General features: G+C 57.1%; 18 protein-coding genes. 7 read left to right on the top strand and 11 right to left on the bottom strand.

Translation table 11 applies throughout. The annotated features are described in order from the left end of the window. Nucleotides 1–84 precede the first annotated feature (84 nt). Together NB069_RS01190 and malK are read right to left on the bottom strand one after the other, a co-directional pair. Entirely contained in the window at nucleotides 85–1392 is a 1308-nt protein-coding gene (locus tag NB069_RS01190; protein WP_250589429.1) for a maltoporin, read from the bottom strand. A 71-nt stretch (nucleotides 1393–1463) separates the two neighbouring features. Further along, nucleotides 1464–2573 carry a maltose/maltodextrin ABC transporter ATP-binding protein MalK gene (gene malK, locus NB069_RS01185; RefSeq protein WP_250587087.1) on the bottom strand — a complete coding sequence of 370 codons (1110 nt, stop codon included), beginning with the start codon at nucleotides 2571–2573 and terminating at the stop codon, nucleotides 1464–1466. A 369-nt stretch (nucleotides 2574–2942) separates the two neighbouring features. Here malK and malE point away from each other — a divergent pair, with 369 nt between their 5' ends. The 3 genes from malE (at nucleotide 2943) to malG (ending at nucleotide 6705) form a co-directional block, all read left to right on the top strand. Beyond that, nucleotides 2943–4133 carry a maltose/maltodextrin ABC transporter substrate-binding protein MalE gene (gene malE, locus NB069_RS01180; RefSeq protein ID WP_250587085.1) on the top strand — a complete coding sequence of 397 codons (1191 nt, stop codon included), beginning with the start codon at nucleotides 2943–2945 and terminating at the stop codon, nucleotides 4131–4133. A gap of 122 nt (nucleotides 4134–4255) precedes the next feature. Further along, nucleotides 4256–5800, top strand: coding sequence for a maltose ABC transporter permease MalF (gene malF / locus NB069_RS01175; RefSeq protein ID WP_250587083.1), 1545 nt, complete (start codon nucleotides 4256–4258; stop codon nucleotides 5798–5800). A 14-nt stretch (nucleotides 5801–5814) separates the two neighbouring features. Further along, a complete protein-coding gene (gene malG / locus NB069_RS01170) occupies nucleotides 5815–6705 on the top strand; it encodes a maltose ABC transporter permease MalG (protein WP_250587081.1) in 891 nt (296 codons plus the stop codon). Between the two features lie 93 nt (nucleotides 6706–6798). On the opposite strand, the gene psiE is transcribed toward malG, so the two are convergent. Beyond that, a complete protein-coding gene (gene psiE / locus NB069_RS01165) occupies nucleotides 6799–7209 on the bottom strand; it encodes a phosphate-starvation-inducible protein PsiE (protein ID WP_039031922.1) in 411 nt (136 codons plus the stop codon). Between the two features lie 172 nt (nucleotides 7210–7381). Next, complete coding sequence (gene pgi, locus NB069_RS01160) at nucleotides 7382–9028, bottom strand: glucose-6-phosphate isomerase (protein ID WP_250587079.1); 1647 nt, start codon at nucleotides 9026–9028, stop codon at nucleotides 7382–7384. 304 nt (nucleotides 9029–9332) lie between these two features. On the opposite strand from pgi, the gene lysC reads away from it, so the two are divergent. Then, on the top strand, nucleotides 9333–10682 hold the full coding sequence (lysC, locus tag NB069_RS01155; RefSeq protein WP_250587077.1) for a lysine-sensitive aspartokinase 3: 1350 nt from the start codon (nucleotides 9333–9335) through the stop codon (nucleotides 10680–10682). 32 nt (nucleotides 10683–10714) lie between these two features. On the opposite strand, the gene NB069_RS01150 is transcribed toward lysC, so the two are convergent. Beyond that, nucleotides 10715–11941 carry an RtcB family protein gene (locus NB069_RS01150; RefSeq protein WP_250587075.1) on the bottom strand — a complete coding sequence of 409 codons (1227 nt, stop codon included), beginning with the start codon at nucleotides 11939–11941 and terminating at the stop codon, nucleotides 10715–10717. 151 nt (nucleotides 11942–12092) lie between these two features. Here NB069_RS01150 and panS point away from each other — a divergent pair, with 151 nt between their 5' ends. Further along, nucleotides 12093–13037, top strand: a complete 945-nt coding sequence (gene panS / locus NB069_RS01145; RefSeq protein ID WP_250587073.1) for a ketopantoate/pantoate/pantothenate transporter PanS — start codon at nucleotides 12093–12095, stop codon at nucleotides 13035–13037. Between the two features lie 63 nt (nucleotides 13038–13100). Continuing rightward, a complete protein-coding gene (locus NB069_RS01140; protein ID WP_103177828.1) occupies nucleotides 13101–13373 on the top strand; it encodes a DUF3811 domain-containing protein in 273 nt (90 codons plus the stop codon). Here the strand turns inward: NB069_RS01140 and rluF are convergent, their stop codons facing one another. From rluF to metH, 4 genes are all read right to left on the bottom strand, one after another. Then, on the bottom strand, nucleotides 13374–14249 hold the full coding sequence (gene rluF / locus NB069_RS01135) for a 23S rRNA pseudouridine(2604) synthase RluF (protein WP_250587071.1): 876 nt from the start codon (nucleotides 14247–14249) through the stop codon (nucleotides 13374–13376). 53 nt (nucleotides 14250–14302) lie between these two features. After that, nucleotides 14303–14641: a helix-turn-helix domain-containing protein gene (locus tag NB069_RS01130; RefSeq protein ID WP_250587069.1), complete on the bottom strand. Its 339-nt coding sequence runs from the start codon at nucleotides 14639–14641 to the stop codon at nucleotides 14303–14305. A gap of 286 nt (nucleotides 14642–14927) precedes the next feature. Next, the gene (locus NB069_RS01120) at nucleotides 14928–16559 is read right to left on the bottom strand and encodes a Na/Pi cotransporter family protein (protein ID WP_250587067.1); all 1632 of its coding nucleotides are present in this window, start codon (nucleotides 16557–16559) and stop codon (nucleotides 14928–14930) included. Nucleotides 16560–16781: 222 nt separating this feature from the next. After that, the gene (gene metH, locus NB069_RS01115) at nucleotides 16782–20465 is read right to left on the bottom strand and encodes a methionine synthase (protein WP_250587065.1); all 3684 of its coding nucleotides are present in this window, start codon (nucleotides 20463–20465) and stop codon (nucleotides 16782–16784) included. A 195-nt stretch (nucleotides 20466–20660) separates the two neighbouring features. On the opposite strand from metH, the gene iclR reads away from it, so the two are divergent. Then, entirely contained in the window at nucleotides 20661–21485 is an 825-nt protein-coding gene (gene iclR / locus NB069_RS01110; RefSeq protein WP_250587062.1) for a glyoxylate bypass operon transcriptional repressor IclR, read from the top strand. 95 nt (nucleotides 21486–21580) lie between these two features. Here iclR and aceK read toward each other — a convergent pair whose 3' ends face one another. After that, a complete protein-coding gene (gene aceK / locus NB069_RS01105; protein WP_250587060.1) occupies nucleotides 21581–23302 on the bottom strand; it encodes a bifunctional isocitrate dehydrogenase kinase/phosphatase in 1722 nt (573 codons plus the stop codon). A 48-nt stretch (nucleotides 23303–23350) separates the two neighbouring features. Further along, a complete protein-coding gene (gene aceA, locus NB069_RS01100) occupies nucleotides 23351–24655 on the bottom strand; it encodes an isocitrate lyase (protein ID WP_250587058.1) in 1305 nt (434 codons plus the stop codon). Nucleotides 24656–24683: the final 28 nt, after the last annotated feature.

The raw sequence follows: 24683 nt of genomic DNA, 5'->3' as shown, positions 1-24683 counted from the left end.
CGGTGGCCAGGCAATAGCGCGCAGCACTCTACGACGAGAGGGGCTTGCGCCCCTCTTTCAGGTCAATACATCAGGTGTTACGAATTACCACCAGATTTCCATCTGGGCGCCGAAGGTCCACTCATCGTTGTCGCCACGGCTGAAGGTTTTCGCAGAGGTGTCGCTGTACGCTACGCCAGAGGTGTAGCCAGTATCACCGTTGTTCGCGTAACCCCACTTCTCATCCCACTTGGCGTAGGTTGCGAAGACACGAATAGCCGGACGGGACCAGATGCTGTCGCCTGCCTGCCACTGTTGCGCCAGGGTGATTTTGTACTGGCTGTTTTTATCGTCAGTTTTCTGAGACTTGACGTTGTCGTAGCCCACTTCAAGCAGGGTGGACATGATTGGCGTCCATTTGTACATCGGACGAACACCGACGGTCCACCACTCGGTACCGTTGTTGTTGTCGCGGTCGATGTTCTGGTACATGCCGACATACATCAGGTCCCACTGGTCAGCCAGGGTGATGGCACCGTGGTCGAGAACGCGGATCATAGAGCCGTCGTTATCCACGCTACCGCCCTGTGGAATCCCTTTGCCGTTGGAGGTCATTGAGTCCGTACCGTATTGCAGAACGAACTTGTTAAAGCCTTTCAGCATGCTCTGGGTGTGTTCAGCGGTGAACAACCAGCCATCTTTAGAGGCGCCAGGCTGCAGGTAGTAGTCGTCAGGAATGTTGGTGTGACCGTAGTCAACGCCCAGCTCCAGGGTACCGCCTGGGTTGATTTCCATACCGGCTAAACGAACGTCGAAGACGTCGTTTGGTACTACGTTGTCATAAATACGGTCGCCGTTTGCATCACGATCGGCGAAGGTTGCGGAACCGCCAGCTTCAGAAGAGCGGGTCGCTGCCAGAGAGAGCTTACCGAAGCCCAGATCGATGTTTTCGATACCTGCACCAGGACCGGAGATATCCCAGTAGTAGAAGTCGATCATGTGTACGTCATGACGCTGATAGAAGCGCTTACCGGCCCAGATGGTAGAGCCTGGCAGCCATTCAATCAGGTTTTTACCCTGCACGTTAGCTTCACGGAAGGCCGGGCTGGTGGATTCCCAGTCGTTCTGCTGTGAAACGGAGTAGGCTACGTTGGTGTCGAAGTAGAAGCTCTTGTCGCCTTCTTTCCACACTTCCTGGCCCAGTTTCAGCTCGGCATAGGTTTCACATTCGTTACCAAGACGGTATTTACTTTGTGCACCCGTTGCCTGGAAGCACTGCTGTTCGCCACCACTCCCGGTCCAGCCAATGCCAGAACGAGCATAACCTTTAAAGTCTACAGCGCCGGCCTGGGCAGACAGGATGCCTGCCGCAATGGCGACCGCCAGAGGGACTTTGCGCAGAGTAATCATTATTCTATCTCCTGAGATCATTGCTTTTCTTTGAACACTTCACCTGATGGTTTCGTGCTTATTATTGGGATTGCTTAAACGCCGGGCTCCTGATGCAGCCGACGACATGCGGTGCCATCCTCACGGAACAGATGGCAGCGCTCTGGCGGCAAGCCGATAGCGAATGTGGCACCCTCTTTTACCAACACCACGTCATTCTGGCGGTAGACCAGGTTCTGACGAATGGCGGGGATCTGGATATGAATCTGTGTTTCATGACCTAACTGCTCAACCACCTGAACCTCGCCTTCAAGGGTCACATCGGCGATGTGGCTTGGCAGCAGATGTTCTGGGCGGATGCCGAGGGACATATTGGCCCCCACCTGGACGTTCGCGCTGTCTACCGGTAACCACACCTGCTGGCGGTTAGGCAGTTCGACCTGAACCTGATCGATGGCGGTGGCGGTCACTTTTACCGGCAGGAAGTTCATCTTTGGCGAGCCAATAAAGCCCGCCACAAAGCGGTCTGCCGGGTAGTGATAGAGTTCCAGCGGTTTACCGACCTGCGCCACGCGACCGGCATCCAGCACCACAATCTTGTCGGCCAGGGTCATCGCTTCGACCTGATCGTGGGTGACGTAAATCATGGTGCGTCCAAGGCGCTTATGCAGACGGGAGATTTCAATACGCATCTGCACGCGCAGCGCGGCGTCGAGGTTCGACAGCGGTTCATCGAGCAGGAACACGCGCGGCTCTGCCACCAGCGTACGGCCAATCGCCACACGCTGACGCTGACCACCGGAAAGGGCCTTCGGCTTACGCTCCAGCAGGTGCGCCAGCTGCAATACTTCGGCGACCTGGGTTACGCGCTGGTTAATGGTCTCTTTTTTGGCGCCGGCCAGCTTAAGGCCGAACGACATGTTCTCGGCGACGGAGAGGTGGGGATAAAGTGCATAGGACTGGAATACCATCCCGACGCCGCGTTCCGCTGGCGGGATATCGTTCATGCGGGTATCGCCAATCATCAGATCGCCGCTGGTGATGGTCTCCAGGCCGGCAATCATCCGCAGCAGCGTGGATTTACCACAGCCTGACGGGCCAACAAAAACCACGAATTCACCTTCCTGGATATCGAGGTTGATATCTTTCGATACCACCACGTCGCCCCAGGCTTTCGTTACGTTACGCAGTTCTACGCTCGCCATGCCCTACTCCCTTGTTACAGCCTGTCATCAACAGAAACATTCAATATGGGCTGACTATGCGGTATCGGGCCGCCCCGCGAATCCTCCACCCCCAGCCTTTTTTATGGGGGAGGAGGCGGGAGGATGAGAGAGTGGGCTCAGCCAGCACGTCCGGAGGGCTGAGGCTAAATTCGTGATGTCACTGGCAAAATTGACCGTAGTTTTATGTGCGCCAGGGCACATAACTGAAATTTATGTAACGCAGATCACATAAAGAGGGGGTGGGGCGTAGGGGACAGGAGGATGGAAAGAGGATGTCAAATAAGGAGACTGAGCGACGTTGAACCACCTTAATGTATCCACAGCACATCACCAAAAAGGATGGCAGATATGAATATCAAAACTGGCGCACGCGTTTTCGCATTGTCCGCCCTGGCAGCAATGATGATCTCCGCTCCGGCGCTCGCCAAAATTGAAGAAGGTAAGCTGGTAATCTGGATTAACGGCGACAAAGGCTATAACGGTCTGGCCGAAGTGGGTAAAAAATTCGAGAAAGATACCGGCATCAAAGTGACCGTTGAGCACCCGGACAAGCTGGAAGAGAAATTCCCGCAGGTTGCGGCGACCGGTGACGGCCCGGACATTATCTTCTGGGCGCATGACCGTTTCGGCGGCTACGCGCAGTCTGGCCTGCTGGCTGAAGTTTCTCCGGATAAAGCCTTCCAGGACAAGCTGTTCCCGTTCACCTGGGATGCCGTGCGTTACAACGGCAAGCTGATTGCTTACCCGGTTGCGGTTGAGTCGCTCTCCCTGATCTACAACAAAGACCTCGTACCGAACCCGCCAAAAACCTGGGAAGAGATCCCGGCGCTGGATAAAGAGCTGAAGGCGAAAGGTAAGAGCGCGCTGATGTTCAACCTGCAAGAGCCGTACTTCACCTGGCCGCTGATTGCTGCCGACGGCGGTTACGCATTCAAGTTTGAAAACGGCAAATACGACGTGAAAGACGTCGGCGTGGATAGCGCAGGCGCGAAAGCGGGTCTGACCTTCCTGGTTGACCTGATTAAGAACAAGCACATGAACGCGGATACCGACTACTCCATCGCAGAAGCGGCCTTCAACAAGGGCGAAACCGCGATGACCATCAACGGTCCGTGGGCGTGGTCCAACATCGACAAGAGCAAAATCAACTACGGCGTAGCGGTGCTGCCAACCTTTAATGGCAAACCGTCTAAACCGTTCGTTGGCGTGCTGAGCGCGGGTATCAACGCCGCCAGCCCGAACAAAGAGCTGGCGAAAGAGTTCCTCGAAAACTACCTGCTGACCGATCAGGGTCTGGAGGAAGTTAACAAGGACAAACCGCTGGGTGCTGTAGCGCTGAAATCCTTCCAGGAAACGCTGGCGAAAGATCCACGTATCGCGGCAACCATGAGCAACGCCGAGAAAGGCGAGATCATGCCGAACATCCCGCAGATGGCTGCCTTCTGGTATGCCACCCGTACTGCGGTCATCAACGCAGCAAGCGGTCGTCAGACCGTAGATGCCGCGCTGAAAGATGCCCAGGGCCGTATTACCAAGTAATGCCGTTATCCCCTCTCCCTTTTAGGGAGAGGGTTAGGGTGAGGGTCGCATGAACCCCCTCACCCCGGCCCTCTCCCCTGAGGGGAGAGGGAGAACAGAATTTGTTGTAGAGGAAGAACCCCATGGATGTCGTTAAAAAGAAACACTGGTGGCAAAGCGACGCGCTGAAATGGTCAGTGATTGGTCTGCTGGGTTTGCTGGTGGGTTACCTTGTTGTTTTAATGTACGCCCAGGGGGAGTACCTGTTTGCCGCTATGACGCTGATTTTAAGCTCAATCGGCCTCTATATTTTTGCTAACCGCAAAGCCTACGCCTGGCGCTATGTCTATCCGGGCGTTGCCGGGATGGGGCTGTTTGTCCTGTTCCCTCTCATTTGCACCATCGCCATCGCCTTCACCAACTACAGCAGCACCAACCAGCTCGCCCAGGAGCGCGCTCAGCAGGTGCTGATGGATCGTTCTTATCAGGCCGGTAAGACCTTTAACTTTGGTCTCTACCCTGCCGGCGACGAGTGGAAGCTGGCGCTGACCGACGATGCCGCGGGCAAATACTACGTCTCCGACGCCTTTAAATTTGGCGGCGAGCAGAAGCTGGCGCTGAAAGAAGCCGACGCGCTGCCGGAAGGCGAACGCGCCAACCTGCGCATCATCACCCAGAATCGCCAGGCGCTGACCCAGCTGACCGCTGAGCTGCCGGACGCCAGCAAAGTCATCATGAGCTCGCTGCGCCAGTTCTCCGGCACTCGCCCGCTGTACACGCTGGGCGAGGACAGCACGCTCACCAACAACCAGACCGGCGTGAAGTATCGCCCGAATAACGATATTGGCTTCTATCAGTCCGTGAATGCCGACGGCACCTGGGGTGACGATAAGCTCAGCCCGGGCTATACCGTGACCATCGGCTGGGACAACTTTACCCGCGTCTTTACCGACGAAGGCATTCAGAAACCGTTCTTCGCCATCTTTGTCTGGACCGTAGTCTTCTCAGTATTAACCGTGCTGCTGACCGTGGCGGTGGGCATGGTGCTGGCCTGCCTGGTACAGTGGGAAGCCCTGAAAGGGAAAGCGATCTACCGCGTCCTGCTGATCCTGCCGTACGCTGTGCCGTCGTTCATCTCGATTCTGATTTTCAAAGGGCTGTTCAACCAGAGCTTTGGTGAAATCAACATGATGCTGAGCAGCCTGTTTGGTATCAAACCGGCGTGGTTCAGCGACCCGACCACCGCCCGCAGCATGATCGTCATCGTCAACACCTGGCTCGGCTATCCGTACATGATGATCCTGTGCATGGGGCTGCTGAAGGCTATCCCGGACGATCTGTACGAAGCCTCGGCCATGGACGGAGCCACCCCGTTCCAGAACTTCTTTAAGATTACGCTCCCGCTGCTGATCAAGCCGCTGACGCCGCTGATGATTGCCAGCTTCGCCTTTAACTTTAACAACTTCGTGCTGATTCAGCTGTTGACCAACGGTGGCCCGGACCGTCTCGGCACCACCACGCCAGCAGGCTACACCGACCTGCTCGTCAGCTACACCTACCGTATCGCTTTCGAAGGCGGCGGGGGTCAGGACTTCGGTCTGGCGGCGGCCATCGCCACCCTGATCTTCCTGCTGGTAGGCGCGCTGGCTATCGTGAACCTGAAAGCAACCCGCATGAAGTTTGACTAAGGAGGGTACTGAAAATGGCTATGGTCCAACCCAAATCACAGAAATTACGTTTACTGATCACCCACCTGGGTCTGCTGATTTTTATCGCGGCAATCATGTTCCCGCTGCTGATGGTTATCGCCATCTCCCTGCGTTCGGGGAACTTCGCCACCGGCAGCCTGATCCCGGACGAAATTTCCTGGGAGCACTGGAAACTGGCGCTGGGCTTCAGCGTTGAGCACGCCGACGGCCGCGTCACCCCGCCACCGTTCCCGGTGCTGCTGTGGCTGTGGAACTCGGTGAAAGTCGCCACCATCACCGCGATCGGCATCGTGACGCTCTCAACCACCTGCGCCTACGCCTTTGCCCGTATGCGCTTCCCGGGTAAAGCGACGCTGCTGAAAGGGATGCTGATTTTCCAGATGTTCCCGGCGGTGCTGTCGCTGGTGGCCCTGTATGCGTTGTTTGACCGCCTCGGCCAGTACGTGCCGTTTATCGGTCTGAACACCCACGGCGGGGTGATCTTCGCCTACCTCGGCGGGATTGCGCTGCACGTCTGGACCATCAAAGGCTATTTCGAAACCATCGACAACTCGCTGGAAGAAGCGGCGTCGCTGGATGGCGCGACGCCGTGGCAGGCGTTCCGTCTGGTGCTGCTGCCGCTCTCGGTACCTATTCTGGCGGTGGTGTTTATTCTGTCGTTTATCGCCGCCATCACCGAAGTACCGGTGGCCTCACTGCTGCTGCGTGATGTGAACAGCTACACGCTGGCGGTCGGAATGCAGCAATACCTCAACCCGCAAAACTACCTGTGGGGCGACTTTGCCGCAGCCGCCGTGCTCTCTGCTATCCCGATCACCGTCGTGTTCCTGCTGGCCCAGCGCTGGCTGGTGAACGGCCTGACCGCGGGGGGCGTGAAAGGTTAAGTTTCATTGTTATTCCACTGCAACCCTCAACTTTGCCTTGCTGTATTAATCCAGACTTGTGACTGTTTTCGGCGGCCCTCGGGCCGCCCTTTTTTATTCCCGTTTCAGTCGCTTCGAGTTGCACAACCAGAGTGTCATCACCAGCAGCAGGATCGCCGCCGAGTAGAGCAACACGTCGAGGGGCGATTTATGATCGACGATAATCAGTCGCACAATCGCGGTGATACCAATGTAGACAAAGTAACGCAGCGGGAAGTGAAAGCCAGACTGAAAGTACTTCACGATCAGGGCGATAAATTCAAAGTAGAGGAAGTAAACCACCAGCCCTTCAACCAGCTCATATTTGCTGGTTTGCTCAGGGGCAAAAAGCACATCAGCCAGATGTACCGTCTCTTTACCGAGGAAGACGACCAGGATCAGGCCAAGGCTCAGCAGACCCAGGTTCAGCACGGTCTGCAGAATGGTTGAGATGAACTCAACGCGTGGGCGAGTCAGGGATGTCATACAGCACCTCATTCTCCGGGGCGAGGTTCCTGTATAACGCAAAAATGTGACGGGGATCTATATTTTTTGTTTATGTTTTGTGCAGGTTTGCCGGGCGGCACTGCGTTTGCCCGGCCTACAAAACCGGTTCTGTAGGCCCGGTAAGCACAGCGCTACCGGGCACACAGAGACCTTAACGCCAGGCTTTATAACGGTTAATCAGGCCGTTAGTGGAGCTATCGTGGCTGTTGATCTCCTGGTTATCACCCAGCTCAGGCAGGATACGGTTAGCGAGCTGTTTACCAAGCTCTACGCCCCACTGATCGAAGGTGAAGATGTTCAGGATTGCGCCCTGGGTGAAGATTTTGTGCTCATACAGGGCAATCAGCGCGCCCAGGCTGAACGGGGTGATCTCACGCAGCAGGATGGAGTTGGTCGGACGGTTGCCCTCAAACACTTTGAACGGCACCACGTGGTCCAGGGTGGCCGGATCTTTACCCTGATCGCGATACTCCTGCTCAACCACATCACGCGCTTTACCGAACGCCAGCGCTTCAGTTTGCGCGAAGAAGTTCGACAGCAGCTTCGGATGGTGATCGGACAGCGCGTTATGAGTGATGGCCGGGGCGATGAAGTCACACGGAACCATTTTGGTGCCCTGGTGAATCAGCTGGTAGAACGCATGCTGGCCGTTGGTGCCTGGCTCACCCCAGATGATTGGGCCAGTCTGGTAATCCACGGCGTTGCCGTTACGGTCAACGTATTTACCGTTGGATTCCATGTTGCCCTGCTGGAAGTAGGCGGCGAAACGGTGCATGTACTGGTCGTACGGCAGGATCGCTTCGGTTTCTGCACCAAAGAAGTTGTTGTACCAGATGCCGATCAGCGCCAGCAGCACCGGCAGGTTTTTCTCGGGGGCAGTGGTGGAGAAGTGCTTATCCATCGCATGCGCGCCGGAGAGCAGCTCAACAAAGTTGTCGTAGCCCACGGAGAGGATGATGGACAGGCCGATTGCAGACCACAGGGAGTAGCGACCGCCAACCCAGTCCCAGAATTCAAACATGTTGGCGGTGTCGATACCGAATTCGCCAACGGCTTTAGCGTTGGTGGAGAGCGCCGCGAAGTGTTTCGCCACGTGCTGCTCGTCACCGGCCGTTTTCAGGAACCAGTCGCGCGCGCTGTGGGCGTTGGTCATGGTTTCCTGAGTCGTGAAGGTTTTAGACGCCACCAGGAACAGGGTGCTTTCCGGATTCACTTTTTTCAGCACTTCGGCGATGTGGGTACCATCGACGTTAGAGACAAAGTGCATGTTGAGGTGGTTTTTGTACGGACGCAGCGCTTCGGTCACCATGAACGGGCCGAGGTCGGAGCCGCCGATACCGATGTTCACCACGTCGGTGATCGGTTTGCCGGTATAACCTTTCCAGCTACCTGAGATGATGGCTTCAGAGAAGGTTTTCATCTTTTCCAGCACGGCGTTGACTTCCGGCATCACGTCTTTGCCGTCAACGATAATTGGGGTATTGCTACGATTACGCAGCGCCACGTGCAGCACGGCACGATCTTCGGTGCGGTTGATCTTCTCGCCGGAGAACATGGACTTGATGGCACCGCTCAGATCGGTCTCTTTCGCCAGATCCTGCAGTTTTGCCAGCGTCTCTTCGGTGATGCGGTTTTTGGAAAAATCTACCAGCATGAGATCGTCGAAGGTCGCGGAGAACTTATTGAAACGATCGCCGTCTTTCGCGAACAGCTCCGCGATGGTGACGTCTTTCATTTCATCAAAGTGTTTCTGTAAAGCCTGCCAGGCTGCAGTCTGCGTTGGATTGATATTTTTCATAGCAATACTCTTCTGAATTGAGAATTGTGACCTCGGTCGATTGTAGCCTCTGTCGCTAAAAATTGTGATGGTTTTTATGCCATTGGCCTGGCCTGCATCAAGTACAGCGCAAAAGCTCCAAAAGTATAGCTGTTATAAGTCCTGTTTCTCATATGGAATGCAGCATGAAAAATCCGCATAATCCCAGCGTTGACAGGATCCTCCACACATTTTATTTATACACACGGTATTTGCGCCTGCACCGATAAAACTATTTTGTCCTTGTGCCATGGTCGCTCTTTTCCTTCCCTGACACGAGGTTGTTATGACGAGTTTTGTTGTCGCCAAATTTGGCGGTACCAGCGTGGCCGATTTTGATGCCATGAACCGCAGCGCCGATGTGGTGCTGGCCGATCCTGATACCCGGCTGGTGGTGTTGTCCGCTTCGGCTGGCGTCACTAACCTGCTGGTTGCCCTGGCGGAAGGGCTGGAAGCGAGCGAGCGCCAGGCGAAGCTGGCTGCCCTGCACAAAATTCAGTTCGACATCCTTGGCCGTCTGCGCGATCCGAGCGTGATCAGCGAAGAGATTGAGCGCCTGCTGGAAAATATCATCACTCTGGCCGAAGCCGCCTCTCTGGCCACCTCCACCGCCCTGACCGACGAACTGGTCAGCCACGGTGAGCTGATGTCCACCCTGCTGTTTGTTGAAGTACTGCGTGAGCGTAACGTGCAGTCGCAGTGGTTTGACGTGCGTAAAGTGCTGCGCACCAGCGACCGTTTTGGTCGCGCCGAGCCAGACATTGCCGCCATCGCAGAACTGACCACCCAACAGCTGGCACCGCGTCTGGCTGAAGGGATTGTGATCACCCAGGGCTTTATCGGTAGCGAAGCGAAAGGCCGCACCACAACCCTGGGCCGTGGCGGCAGCGATTACACCGCCGCCCTGCTGGGCGAAGCGCTGAAGGCCTCCCGCGTGGATATCTGGACGGACGTGCCGGGCATCTACACTACCGATCCACGCGTGGTGCCTACCGCAAAACGTATTGACGTGATCGCCTTTGAAGAAGCCGCCGAGATGGCGACCTTTGGTGCGAAAGTGCTGCACCCGGCGACATTGCTGCCGGCAGTGCGCAGCGACATTCCTGTGTTCGTCGGTTCCAGTAAAGATCCAAAAGCAGGCGGCACTATGGTGTGCAACACCACCGAGAACCCACCGCTGTTCCGCGCTCTGGCGCTGCGCCGCAAGCAGACCCTGCTGACCCTGCACAGCCTGAGCATGCTGCACTCCCGCGGCTTCCTGGCCGACGTGTTCAGCATTCTGGCGCGCCACAGCATCTCCGTGGACCTGGTGACCACCTCAGAAGTGAACATCGCCCTGACGCTGGATACCACCGGCTCAACCTCTACCGGCGACACCCTGCTGACGCAGTCCCTGCTGATGGAGCTCTCTGAATTGTGCCGCGTTGAGGTGGAAGAAGATCTCGCCCTGGTGGCAATCATCGGTAACGAACTGTCCCGCGCCAGCGGCGTGGGCAAAGAGGTGTTTGGCGTGCTGGAGCCGTTCAACATCCGCATGATCTGCTACGGTGCATCCAGCTACAACCTCTGCTTCCTGGTGCCGGGCGCCGAAGCGGAGCAGGTTGTGCAGAAACTGCATCATAATCTGTTCGAATAACAGAAAAGGGCCCGGATATCCGGGCCCTTTTTTTATCCTTTTACGCATACCACCTGGCGCAAGGTATGGACGATTTCGACCAGTGAGGCTTGCGCCGCCATGACGGCATCGATGTCTTTATAGGCCATCGGGATCTCATCGATGACCTCGCTGTCTTTTCTGCACTCGACGTGCGCCGTGGCGCGGATCTGATCCGCAACGGTGAAGCGTTTTTTGGCCGCCGTGCGGCTCATCACCCGTCCTGCGCCATGGCTGCAGGAGCAGAAGCTCTCTTCATTGCCCAGACCGCGCACGATAAAGCTCTTCGCCCCCATCGAGCCGGGGATGATCCCCATCTCGCCCTTCTGCGCCGACACCGCCCCTTTGCGCGTGACGAGAACATCCTCACCAAAATGACGCTCTTTCTGCACATAGTTGTGATGGCAATTCACCGCTTCCTGCTGCGTCATGAAGGGCTTAGTGACAATGCGCGAGAGCGCGGCCAGCACGCGGGACATCATCACCTCGCGGTTATGGCGGGCAAAATCCTGCGCCCACTCTACGGCTTCGATGTAGTCGTTGTAGTGCCGGCTTCCCTCCTGGAAATAGGCCAGATCCCTGTCAGGCAGGTTGGCGATATGCTGCTTCATATCCTGCTGGGCCAGGGTAATAAACAGATTGCCGATCGCATTACCCACCCCACGCGAGCCGCTGTGCAGCATGACCCAGACGCGATCCGCTTCGTCCAGACAGATTTCAATAAAGTGGTTACCGGTTCCCAGCGTGCCCAGATGCTGATGGTTATTGGTTTTCAGCAGCTGCGGATAGTTATCCGTCAGCCGTTTAAAGCGCGGGGCCAGCTGCGCCCAGTGGCTATCCACGACATCCGGGGTCTTTTCCCATGCTCCCTTGTCACGACGGGAGCGGGTACTGGTGCGCCCGTGCGGCACCGCCTGTTCAATGGCGCTGCGCAATCCGTGGAGGTTATCCGGCAGATCGCCTGCCAGTAGCGATGTCCGCACGGCAATCATTCCGCAGCCGATATCCACCCCCACCGCCGCCGGAATGATGGCCCCTTTGGTGGGGATCACGCTACCGATGGTGGAGCCTTTTCCGAGATGCACATCCGGCATCACCGCCAGGTGTTTAAAAATAAAGGGCATCTTCGCGGTATTCAGCAGTTGCTCACGCGCCTCTGGCTCAACGGGCACCCCGTGCGTCCACATTTTTACCGGTGCGCTGTGCTGCGCGGTTAGCAGTTGAAAATCATGACCTTTCATTGGGCTACTCCTCAGGACGCGCATCTGTGCCGGGATCATGAATATTATTTGGTTGAACAAAATTCGTTAGCAGGATAAACACTATCTCTAAGCCGGGCTCGATCCCGGCTTTTTTATAACGATATGACACAACAAATCGCAAGGAATCCGTATGTTATCCGCCATCACCCGGCTGTTCCCGTTATGGGCGCTGCTGCTCTCTGTTTTAGCCTATTATACGCCATCCACCTTTACCGCGATTGGCCCCTGGGTCACCACGCTGCTGATGCTGATCATGTTCGGCATGGGCGTTCACCTGAAGATCGACGACTTCAAGCGTGTGCTCTCACGCCCTGCCCCGGTGGCGGCGGGTATTTTCCTCCACTATCTGGTGATGCCGCTGGCGGCATGGGCGCTGGCTATTGCCTTTAAGATGCCGCCGGATCTCTCCGCCGGGATGGTGCTGGTGGGCAGTGTGGCCAGTGGTACCGCCTCCAACGTGATGATCTATCTTGCAAAAGGGGATGTGGCGCTGTCGGTGACCATCTCCTCCGTTTCCACCCTGGTAGGCGTGGTCGCGACCCCACTGCTGACACGTCTGTACGTGGATGCCCACATTCAGGTGGATGTGATGGGGATGCTGCTTAGCATTCTGCAAATCGTGGTGATCCCGATTGCGCTGGGGCTGGTTATCCATCACCTGTTCCCACGGGTGGTGAAAGTCGTCGAGCCTTACCTGCCGGCGTTTTCCATGGTCTGCATTCTGGCCATCATCAGCGCCGTGGTCGCTGGCTCTGCTGCCCATATCGCCTCTGTAGGCTTCGTGGTGATTATCGCCGTGGTGCTGCATAACATCATTGGTCTGCTGGGCGGTTACTGGGGCGGGAAGCTGTTCGGCTTTGACGAATCCACCTGCCGCACGCTGGCGATTGAAGTGGGAATGCAGAACTCCGGTCTGGCCGCAGCGCTCGGCAAAATTTACTTCTCACCGCTGGCAGCGCTGCCCGGCGCGCTGTTCTCGGTATGGCATAATCTGTCCGGCTCGTTGCTGGCGGGTTACTGGTCAGGTAAGCCTCTCAATGAACGAAAGAAAGGCGATGTGGTGAAGGAAGGTTAAATCAGCTTCGCCGTAGAGAAGGCATGCTTTACACTGAAGCCTCTTTCACAGGAGGCTTCAGGTATGTCCACACCAAGATTGACCCAGAAAGAGATGACGGAAAGCGAACAGCGCGAACTGAAAACCCTGCTCGACCGCGCGCGTATCGCCCATGGCCGTCTGCTGACCAACGCCGAAACCAATCACCTCAAAAAAGAGTACATCGACAAACTGATGGCTCAGCGTGAGCTGGACGCAAAAAAAGCCCGCAAACTTCGCAAAGAGCAGGCTTATAAGGTGGATAAAGAGGCGACGTTTTCCTGGTCGGCCAATACTCCCACTCGTGGAAGGCGCTGATCAGCGCCCTTTCTTTTTGCGTCCGGGCTGAGTAAAGCGTTTCCCGTTTCCGGCAGGCTTCGCCCGGCTCTTCTCTTCCGCTTGCGGCGCTTTCACCACCGGGCGTTTGATCCCCTGGGTTTTCGGTTTCGCTTTTGCTTTTGGCTTCGCTTCCGAGGATGAGTTTTCAATAAGCTTAAACAGCTCAATCAGTTCATCGTCGGTCAGATCGCGCCACTCGCCCAGCGGAATGCCGGTGAGGCTGACGTTCATGATGCGCGTACGCTCCAGCTTCGTCACTTCATAACCGAAGTGCTCGCACATACGGCGGATCTGGCGGTTTAACCCCTGAACCAGGGTGATGCGGAACGCGAACGGCGCCTCTTTCCTGACCTTGCACTTTTTCGTGACCGTGCCGAGGATCGGTACACCCGCCCCCATCCCGCGAATGAATTCGTCGGTCACCGGCTTATTAACCGTTACGATGTACTCTTTCTCATGGTCGTTCCCGGCACGCAGGATTTTGTTCACCAGATCGCCGTGGTTGGTGAGGAAGATCAGCCCCTGAGAGTCTTTATCCAGGCGGCCAATCGGGAAGATACGGCTGCTGTGGTTGACGAAATCAACGATGTTGTCCCGCTCGCCATCTTCCGTGGTACTGACAATGCCAACCGGTTTATTCAGCGCGATAAAAATCAGGTCTTCTGCGTTACGCGGCTCAATAGCCTGACCATTCACTTTAACCACGTCGCCTGGGGCGACCTGATCGCCAATGGTGGCGCGTTTACCGTTGATAAACACGTTGCCCTGTTCGATGTAACGGTCAGCCTCGCGGCGCGAGCAGATCCCGCTCTCGCTAATATATTTATTTAATCGGGTGGATTGAGTTGGCAGCATAATTTCTCCTGTAGAGAGGCGAAATATACCTTAGGTTTGGGCTGGTAAAAAGATCAGCCAACGGTCACTGAGACGGGTTTCCCAAGTTTGCTGAGCATCATGACCAGGGTATCAAGAGTAAACTTGCTGGTTTTGAGATTCACAACATCGGATACACGGGGTCGTGAGACATTGAGCTTCTCCGCAACGTCGGCCTGGCGGAGGTTATGCTCGGCAATCCACGCAGAAATTTCCTGCATTAGCTGGCGCTTAATCAGTAAAAGCTGCTCGACCTCTCTCTGGGCATCTAACTGTAAATGTTTGGCTTCATTTTCTTCAAAGCCGAGTTCGGTAAAGACGTTTGCATCTGCAACGGTGATATGACGAATTTTACAATCTACTGCCTGACTCATTTTTCACTCCTCTGCCAATCTCTGTCATTGGCTTCCAGTCTGCCGCTTCTAATCCCGCCTGCAAACGGTGCAACTGATAGCCAGCTTCCCGTCGCACCGCTTCGGGAAAACTGAGTAGATCATCGAACGAGCTTCCTGCCCATGCTATCGGGCGGAGCGTCGGTTTTTCTGACAGCATAACACATCCCTGTATAAAATTTTATACACATCATCCGTGCAACGACATTAAACCAGGAAATGTGTTTATTCACGCTTCACCGTTCAGCTCTGCGAGGCGCTTTCCAGATTAATACTCATCCCGATCGTCATCCTCATCCGGCTGCTCCATCACGCTGTAGGCCACCGCGCAGAACAGGGAGTTAAGGCGTTTCATATCGCCCAGCAGCCCCAGGTGCAGGGAGCTGGTTTCGATGCTCTGCACGTTCTGCTGATGCAGTCGGTCAACGTGCGCATGGGAATAGCGGCGGTTGAGGATACGGAACCGGTGTTTATTACGGCGCAGACGGCGGGCGCTGGGCACGTCCCCGGAGAAAAAGACCGACATCGCCAGCTTCAGGTTGCTCAGGAGCTGATCGTGCAGCGCATCCAGCTCTTTGATGCCTTCAAGGGAGAACGCCCGGCGGGCCGCCAGCGATTTATCGGCGATTTCACTCCCCATGCGCTCGACGATATCGGAAGCCTGCTCAAGGTTGAGCGACATCTCGATGATCTCCGCCCAGCGACGGGACTCCTCTTCTGCCAGCTCATCTTTGGGCATCCGCGCCAGATAGAGCTTGATGGCGGTATAGAGCACGTTGATATCGTCGGCGAGTTTACGCAGATCTTTCTCTTCCCGCGGCTCGCCGTGCATCACCTTTTTCAGTCCTTCCAGCATCAACTCCATCGCATCACCCATGCGCAGCGTTTCACGGGCGGCATTAGCCAGCGCCAGCGCCGGCGTATCAAGGGCGGAGGAGTCCAGATGTTTTGGCTTAAGTCGCATATCCAGCTCAGGCTGATCGCGGATGATACGCTCACAGAAGCGCGCCATTGAGCTGGCAAAAGGGACCATCGCCACGCAGCGCACCAGGTTGTAGAAGACGTGGAAGTAGATCACCATCTCCGATTCCGGCAGCGACAGGTTGTCCATCAGATCCGCCAGCGGGTTAACGAACGGCAGAATGATCAGGCTCCCCACCAGCTTAAACAGCAGGCTGCCGAGCGCCACGCGACGGGCTGCCGCGTTGGCGGCGCTGTTATTGAGCATCGCCAGCAGGCCGGAGCCGAGGTTCGCGCCAATCACCAGACAGAGGGCTACCGGGAAGGAGATAATCCCCGCCGCCGTCAGCGTCGCAGTTAACAGCACCGCCGCCAGGCTGGAGTAACTGATCAGGGCAAATACCGCCCCAATCAACGCATCCAGCATGATGTCGCCGGTCAGCGAGGCGAAAATCACCTGGACACCGCTCGCCTGCGTAATGGGGGTGACGGCCTGGACGATCAGCTCCAGCGCCAGCAGAATCAGCCCCAGGCCGATCCCGACACGCCCCAGCTGTCCGGCCCGGGTCTGTTTCCGGCCAAGGAAAAATATCACGCCGATGAAGATCAGCAGCGGCGACAGCCAGGAGAGATCGAAGGTTAATACGCGCGCCATCAGCGCGGTCCCGACATCGGCGCCGAGAACAATCACCAGCGCAGGCGTCAGCGCCACCAGATCCTGAGCCACAAAGGAGGTGACCAGCATGGTGGTGGCATTACTGCTTTGCACCAGCGCGGTTACGCCAATGCCTGCACAGAACGCGAGCGGTTTTTTCTCAACGCTGCGGCTAAGAACGGTACGTAAACGGGCGCCAAAAACGCGCATCACGCCGGTACGGACAATATGCGTCCCCCAGACCAGCAACGCCACGGCAGAGAGCAGATGGAGCAAAGTCAGCACGGATACAGGTTCTCCTTTTCGTCATACGTTTTCCTGAGGTTCGTTACGCGCGGTATGGCCGGATGGCGGCTACGCCTTATCCGGCCTGAGTTGTGGCACGGATCGCTGAACCTTCTTCCAGTATAAGGGCTTAAATGTAATAAAGAGACAGGGCACCCATTGGGTGCCCTGTTTGTTGTAAGGAAACGTGACGTGAGCCGGGCCCTGACCGGTAGAGCCAGGTCAGTCTGCGTCGTAGCCTAAGTTCGGCGCTAACCAGCGCTCCGCTTCTGCCACGCTCATTCCTTTGCGCAGAGCGTAATCTTCGATCTGATCGCGCTGCAGCTGCGCGACGGCGAAGTATTTGCTGTCAGGATGGCTGAAATACCAGCCGGAAACCGACGCCCCTGGCCACATGGCAAAGGACTCGGTTAGCTTCATGCCGGTGTGGGCCTCGACATCCAGAAGCTGCCAGATGGTGCCTTTCTCGGTATGCTCCGGGCAGGCCGGGTAGCCCGGCGCCGGACGAATGCCCTGGTAGTTCTCGCGGATCAGCTCCTCATTGCTGAGGTTCTCGGTGGCCGCGTAGCCCCAGTGTACCTTACGCACCCGCTCGTGCAGATATTCAGCAAAGGCCTCTGCCAGACGGTCGGCAATCGCCTTGATCATGATTTTATTGTAATCATCATGCTGCGCTTCGAAGGCCTCCGCCAGTGCGTCCTCCTCCAGCCCGCCAGTTACGGCAAAGGCGCCGATGTAGTCGGCTTTACCGCTCAGCTTCGGCGCGACAAAATCGGCCAGACAGTAGTTAGCAAAACCGATCTTCTCCGTCTGCTGACGCAGATGGTGGCTGACCGCCAGCACGTGGGTGCGGGTTTCATCCCGGTAGATTTCGATGTCATCCCCCACGCGGTTGGCCGGGAACAGCCCCACCACGCCGCGCGGGTTGAGGGTCTTCTCCTCACTGAGTTTATCGAGCAGATCGTTGGCATCCTTGAACAGGCGCTGCGCCTCTTCACCCACCACTTCATCTTCCAGAATGCGCGGGTACTTCCCGGCCAGGGACCAGGTCATAAAGAACGGCGTCCAGTCGATGTAGTTACGCAGGGTTTCGATGCTGGCGGTAACCGTCTGTACACCCAGGCGATGGGCAACCGGCGGCGTATAGCTCGACCAGTCAAAGGCCAGATCGTTATCGCGCGCCGCAGCCAGCGTCACCGGCGGGGTGCGCGGCTTTTTGCGCCCGTGCTGAATGCGCACGGTTTCATACTCTTTGCGGGTTCTGGCAACAAAGTCATCGCGCTGGGTTTCGGACAGCAGCGCTGAGACCACGCCAACCGTGCGCGAGGCGTTCTGCACGTATACCGTCGGCCCGCTGTAGTTCTGCTCGATCTTCACCGCCGTGTGCGCTTTCGAGGTGGTTGCGCCGCCGATCAGCAGCGGCAGGGTAAAGCCCTGGCGCTCCATCTCTTTCGCCACGTTAACCATCTCATCCAGCGACGGGGTGATAAGCCCGGACAGGCCAATCAGGTCGGCATTCACTTCGCGCGCGGTTTTGAGGATTTTCTCCGCCGGCACCATCACGCCAAGATCGATAATCTCGTAGTTATTACACTGCAGCACCACGCCGACGATGTTTTTGCCGATGTCGTGCACGTCGCCCTTCACGGTGGCGATCACCATTTTACCGTTACTGGAGCCCTTCTCTTTGCTGGCTTCAATGTAAGGTTCCAGATAGGCCACCGCCTGCTTCATCACGCGGGCGGATTTCACCACCTGCGGCAGGAACATTTTGCCTTCGCCGAACAGGTCGCCGACCACGTTCATGCCGTCCATCAACGGCCCTTCGATCACTTCGATCGGCCGCGCGGCCTGCTGGCGAGCCTCTTCGGTATCCAGTTCGATAAACTCGGTGATGCCTTTTACCAGTGAGTATTCCAGGCGTTTTTTCACGTCCCAGGCGCGCCACTCCGCCTGCTGAACGTTTGCCGCCTCATCGGATTTGCTGCCGCGGTATTTTTCAGCCAGCTCCAGCATGCGCTCGGTGGCATCGTCGCGGCGGTTCAGGATCACGTCTTCCACCGCATCGCGCAGCTCCGCTGGCAGGTCGTCGTAAATGGCCAGCTGACCGGCATTGACGATCCCCATATCCATCCCGTTACGAATGGCGTAGTAGAGGAACACCGCGTGGATCGCCTCGCGCACCGGGTCGTTGCCGCGGAACGAGAACGAGACGTTGGAGACACCGCCGGAAATCAGCGCGTGCGGCAGCTCGCGTTTGATGTCTTCACAGGCGCCGATAAAGTCCTGGGCGTAGTTGTTGTGCTCTTCGATGCCGGTTGCGACGGCAAAGATGTTCGGGTCAAAGATAATGTCTTCCGGCGGGAAACCGACCTCTTCGGTCAAAATCTGGTACGCGCGGCGGCAAATCTCTATTTTGCGCTCACGGGTATCCGCCTGGCCGACTTCGTCAAAGGCCATGACCACCACGGCGGCACCGTAGCGGCGCACCATCTTCGCGTGATGGATGAAAGGCTCGACCCCCTCTTTCATTGAAATGGAGTTAACGATGCCTTTGCCCTGAATGCACTTCAGCCCTTTTTCGATCACCTCCCACTTCGAGGAGTCGATCATAATCGGCACGCGGGCAATGTCCGGCTCACCGGCAATCAGGTTGAGGAAACGCACCATCGCCGCTTCGGCGTCGAGCATCCCCTCGTCCATGTTGATATCAATGATCTGTGCCCCGCTCTCAACCTGCTGGCGGGCAACGTCCAGCGCTTCGCTGTACTTCTCTTCTTTGATCAGGCGTTTGAACTTCGCGGAGCCGGTCACGTTGGTACGTTCACCGACGTTCACAAACAGGCTGTCATCGCCAATGTTCAGCGGCTCAAGACCGGCCAGTCGGCAGGCCACCGGCAGTTCGGGCAACTTACGGGGCGCAAGGCCCGCCACCGCATTGCTCATGGCAGCGATGTGCTCCGGCGTGGTGCCGCAGCAGCCGCCGACGATGTTCAGGAACCCGGATTCGGCCCACTCGCGGATCTGCGCCGCCATGGTAGCAGCGTCGAGATCGTACTCACCAAAGGCGTTTGGCAGGCCGGCGTTCGGGTGAGCGGTGACGTAGCATTCGGCGATACGCGACAGCTCCTGCACGTACTGGCGCAGTTCATCCGGCCCCAGGGCACAGTTCAGGCCAAAGCTCAGGGCATCGGCGTGGCGCAGGGAGTTATAAAATGCTTCGGTCGTCTGGCCGGATAGCGTACGGCCAGAGGCATCGGTGATGGTGCCGGAAATCATGATCGGCAGATCGACGCCCAGGGCTTCGAACTCCTCTTTCACCGCATAAATGGCGGCTTTGGCGTTGAGGGTATCGAAGACCGTTTCAATCATGATCAGATCGACCCCGCCTTCCACCAGCGCTTTGGTGGACTCGCGGTACGCCTCCACCAGATGGTCAAAGGTGATATTTCGGAAAGCCGGATCGTTTACGTCCGGTGAGATAGAGGCGGTGCGGTTGGTCGGGCCGAGTACGCCCGCCACATAGCGTGGTTTCTCCGGCGTGCGGGCCGTCCACTCATCGGCACAGGCACGCGCCAGTTTGGCCGCCTCGTAGTTGATCTCCGCCGACAGGGATTCCATTTCGTAATCCGCCATGGCGATAGTTGTCGAGTTAAAGGTATTGGTTTCAACGATATCCGCGCCCGCCTCGAAGTAGGCGTAATGAATGGCGGCGATAATCTCTGGCTTGCTGAGCACCAGCAGGTCATTGTTACCTTTCAGATCGCAGGGCCAGTCGGCGAAGCGGTCGCCGCGAAAGTCGTCTTCACTCAGACGATAGCTCTGGATCATGGTGCCCATACCGCCATCCAGTACCAGAATGCGTTCATTTAACTGCGCACGCAGTTGATCTACTTTGCTGCTCACACTTGCTCCCGACAACGCTCAACCAGGCCAAAAGGCCAGCAGCCCATACTGGCATAAACTTGCATAGGGGAAAAGTCACACCAGGGTAACATGAGACATGTTCACCATAACTCCTCCGATCAGTGAGGATAGCGGTTGCAAAACACCCAAATAAAACGAAAATGATTTCCACGATACAGAAAAAAGGAGCCCGCCATGGTCGCCACCGTTCCCGCTAAACGCGGCAGAAAGCCCGCCGCCGCGACCGCCCAGGCGGGCGGTCAAGTTCAGTCCCTGACCCGGGGATTAAAGCTCCTTGAATGGATAGCCGAGTCGCACAGCAGCGTGGCGCTGACGGAACTGGCCCAGCAGGCAGGCCTGCCGAACTCCACCACCCACCGTCTGCTGACCACCATGCAGCAGCTGGGCTTTGTCCGTCAGGTTGGCGAGCTGGGGCACTGGTCCGTGGGTGCCCACGCGTTTATTGTCGGCAGCAGCTTTTTACAGAGCCGTAATCTTCTCGCTATTGTCCACCCGATCCTGCGTAAGCTGATGGAGGACTCCGGCGAGACGGTTAACCTGGCGGTGCTTGACCAGAGCGATCACCAGGCGATTATTATCGACCAGGTCCAGTGCACCCAGCTGATGCGCATGTCTGCCCCGATTGGCGGCAAGCTGCCGATGCACGCTTCCGGCGCGGGGAAAGCGTTCCTGTCCCAGCTCAGCGAAGAACAGGTCACGGGTCTGCTGCACCGCAAAGGCTTACACGCCTACACCCACGCGACGCTGGTTTCTCCGGTTCATCTGAAAGAGGATTTGGCCCTGACGCGCAAGCGCGGCTACTCCTTCGATGACGAAGAGCATGCCCTCGGCCTGCGCTGTATTGCCGCCTGCATTTTTGACGAGCACCGCGAGCCGTTCGCCGCCATCTCTATTTCAGGCCCTATCTCGCGGATGACCGATGACCGGGTAACCGAGCTGGGCGCGCTGGTGATCAAGGCGGCGAAAGAGGTGACGCTGGCGTATGGTGGGGTTCGTTAAGTTCAGGTGCAGCCTGATGCCCTCACCCTGGCCCTCTCCCACAGGGAGAGGGTACAAACACTAAAAACGGCAACCTGAAGGTTGCCGTTTTGCTTTTACCACCGCACGCTAAACCGCTGCTTACGCCGGTAAGCGTAAACATCTTCCACATGGCCGTTCTTAATCCGCGTCTGCAGGCCACGCCAGTAATCGGCGCGAAACAGATCGGCATGCATCTCTTCAAACAGCTTTCCGATGCGTGGGTCAGCGCATAGCCAGTGGCGAAACTCCTCCGGGAAGACATCCCCCGGAGAGACGCTGTACCACGGCTCGCTGGCGAGCTCATCTTCCGGATAACGCGGCGGTGGGATCTCGCGGAAATTCACCTCCGTCATGTAGCAGATCTCGTCGTAATCGTAGAACACGACCCGCCCGTGCCGGGTGACGCCGAAGTTCTTGAACAGCATGTCCCCCGGGAAGATATTGGCCGCCGCCAGCTGACGGATGGCGTTACCATACTCTTCAATTGCATCGTGCAGCGCCTGTCCCTCTGACTGCTCCAGCCAGATGTTGAGGGGCACCATCCGGCGTTCGATGTAGAGATGGCTGATAATAATTTTGTCCCCCAGATCGCTGATTTTTTCTGGCGCTTCCTGAAGCAACAGCGCCATCAGCTCCGGCGCGATCTGCCGCTTATCGAGCACAAAGTTTTCAAATTCCTGGGTATCCGCCATCCGCCCGACGCGATCGTGCTCCTTAACCAGCTGATAGCAGGCGCGCACGTGGGCGGCAGACATCTCTTTCTGCGGGGCGAATTTATCCTTAATCACCTTAAAGACCCGGTCAAAGCCCGGCAGGGTAAAGACCAGCATCACCATGCCGCGAATGCCCGGCGCCTCGATAAACTGCTCATCCGCCTGGGTGATATAGTGCAGGTATTCCCGATAGCTCTCGGTTTTGGCGTGTTTCTGACAGCCTATCGCCATGTAAAGCTCGGCGGTGGTTTTACCGGGCAGGATCTCGCGAAGCCACCCCACCAGCGCGCCTGGCAGGGGGGCATACACCATAAAATAGGAGCGGGCGAAGCCGAATACAATGCTGGCCTCGGCGCTGGTGGTCAGGCAGGTATCCACCACCAGCTCCCCTTCATCGCTGCGGTGAATGGGCAGTAAAAACGGCAGCGTGGCGTCCGGGGTCATCAGTTTCCCTACCAGCCAGGCGGCTTTGTTGCGGTAGAACAGTTCGTTCGCCACCTGCAGATGGCAATTTTGCAGTATCTCTGCACCGAGCGTTTCGGTCAGATGGGCGATGATATACCCGACATCACGCGGGCGGTTTTGCCACGGCAAACGCAGGGGCAGATCGGCGAGCACTTTGGTTAACAACGCTTCCCAGCCCTGTTCGGGGTAGAAGTCTTTCGCCAGCGGACGCGGCAGGGTACGAAAACGTTGCCCGGGCTGAGAGCTGAAGATAAAGAGCCGCTCCGGGGAGAGCGAGCGGTGGTCAAACAGCCGACAGTAGACCGAGTTGAAAAAGCTTTCCGCAATCTCATAGCGCGGATAATCCGGCAGCAGTTGGGTGTAGTGAGTTTTCACCCGCAGCAAAAAAGCGGCATCAATAGTGATACTCCCGGTAATGCAGCGCAGTTGCTCCACCACCAGGCCCACATGGTGATCGTAGAGGTGAATACGCTGTTTCATTGCCTGCTGCACGGCGTGCCAGTCAGCCTGTTCAAAGCGCTGCTGCGCCCCGCCCGTCACCTCCAGAAAACGGCCATACTGGGCATCGAAGCCCTGCAGGATGGTTTGGGCAATCAGTAATTCCAGACCACGCGACATAAAGCCCCTCACCCTGACCCTCTCCCCTAAGGGAAGAGGGGAAAAAGATTAAAACTGCGCTTCTTCGGTCGACCCGGTCAGGGCCGTCACAGAGGAGGCGCCGCCCTGAATGATGGTGGTCACTCTGTCGAAGTAGCCTGTTCCTACCTCCTGCTGGTGCGAGGCGAAGGTATAGCCCTTCTGGCTTGCCGCGAACTCCGGCTGCTGGACCTTCTCGACGTAGTGCTTCATGCCCTCGCCCTGGGCGTAGGCGTGCGCCAGGTCGAACATGTTGAACCACATGCTGTGAATGCCCGCCAGGGTGATGAACTGGTATTTGTAACCCATGTCCGACAGCGCCTGCTGGAAGCTGGCGATAGTTTTATCATCCAGATTTTTCTGCCAGTTGAAGGACGGCGAGCAGTTGTAGGCCAGCAGTTTGCACGGGTATTTGGCATGGATGGCATCTGCAAAGCGTTTCGCCAGCGCCAGATCCGGGGTGGAGGTTTCACACCACACCAGGTCAGCGTATGGCGCGTAGGCCAGGCCGCGGCTGATGGCCTGCTCAATGCCGGCATGGGTGCGGTAGAACCCTTCGCTGGTGCGCTCGCCGGTAATGAACGGGCTGTCGTAGGGGTCGCAATCGGAGGTGATCAGGTCCGCGGCATCGGCATCGGTACGGGCAATCACCAGCGTCGGGACACCCATAACGTCAGCGGCCAGACGGGCAGCCACCAGTTTCTGGATCGCTTCCTGCGTCGGCACCAGCACTTTGCCGCCCATGTGCCCGCACTTCTTCACGGAGGCCAGCTGATCTTCGAAGTGTACGGCCGCTGCACCGGCTTCAATCATCGATTTCATCAGCTCAAAGGCGTTCAGCACTCCGCCAAAGCCCGCTTCGGCGTCGGCCACAATCGGCAGGAAGTAGTCCACAAAGCGTGGATCCTGCGGCTCAATGCCGGACGCCCACTGGATCTGATCCGCACGGCGGAAGGTGTTGTTGATGCGCTCCACCACGGCCGGGACGGAGTTCGCGGGATAGAGCGACTGGTCCGGATACATGCTGGAAGCCAGGTTAGCATCTGCCGCCACCTGCCAGCCCGATAAATAGATCGCTTCGATGCCCGCTTTCGCCTGCTGCAACGCTTGCCCGCCCGTCAGCGCGCCGAGGCTGTTGATGTAGCCTTTTTTCGATTCGCCGTGCAGCAGACGCCACATTTTGGCGGCGCCCAGCTGCGCCAGGGTGCATTCAGGATTAACTGAACCGCGTAATTTCACCACGTCCTCGGCGCTATAAGGGCGTTCAATGCCTTCCCAGCGCGGTTGAGTCCACTCGTTTTGTAATGCTTCGATTTGTTGGGTACGGGTTTTCATGTGCAGATGCTCCATATTGTTATGTGGT

This window comes from Leclercia adecarboxylata (assembly GCF_023639785.1).
Taxonomy (GTDB): Bacteria; Pseudomonadota; Gammaproteobacteria; order Enterobacterales; family Enterobacteriaceae; genus Enterobacter; species Enterobacter adecarboxylatus_D.
The sequence above is the reverse complement of the archived record's forward strand: the minus strand, read 5'-3'. Positions and strand labels throughout refer to the sequence as shown.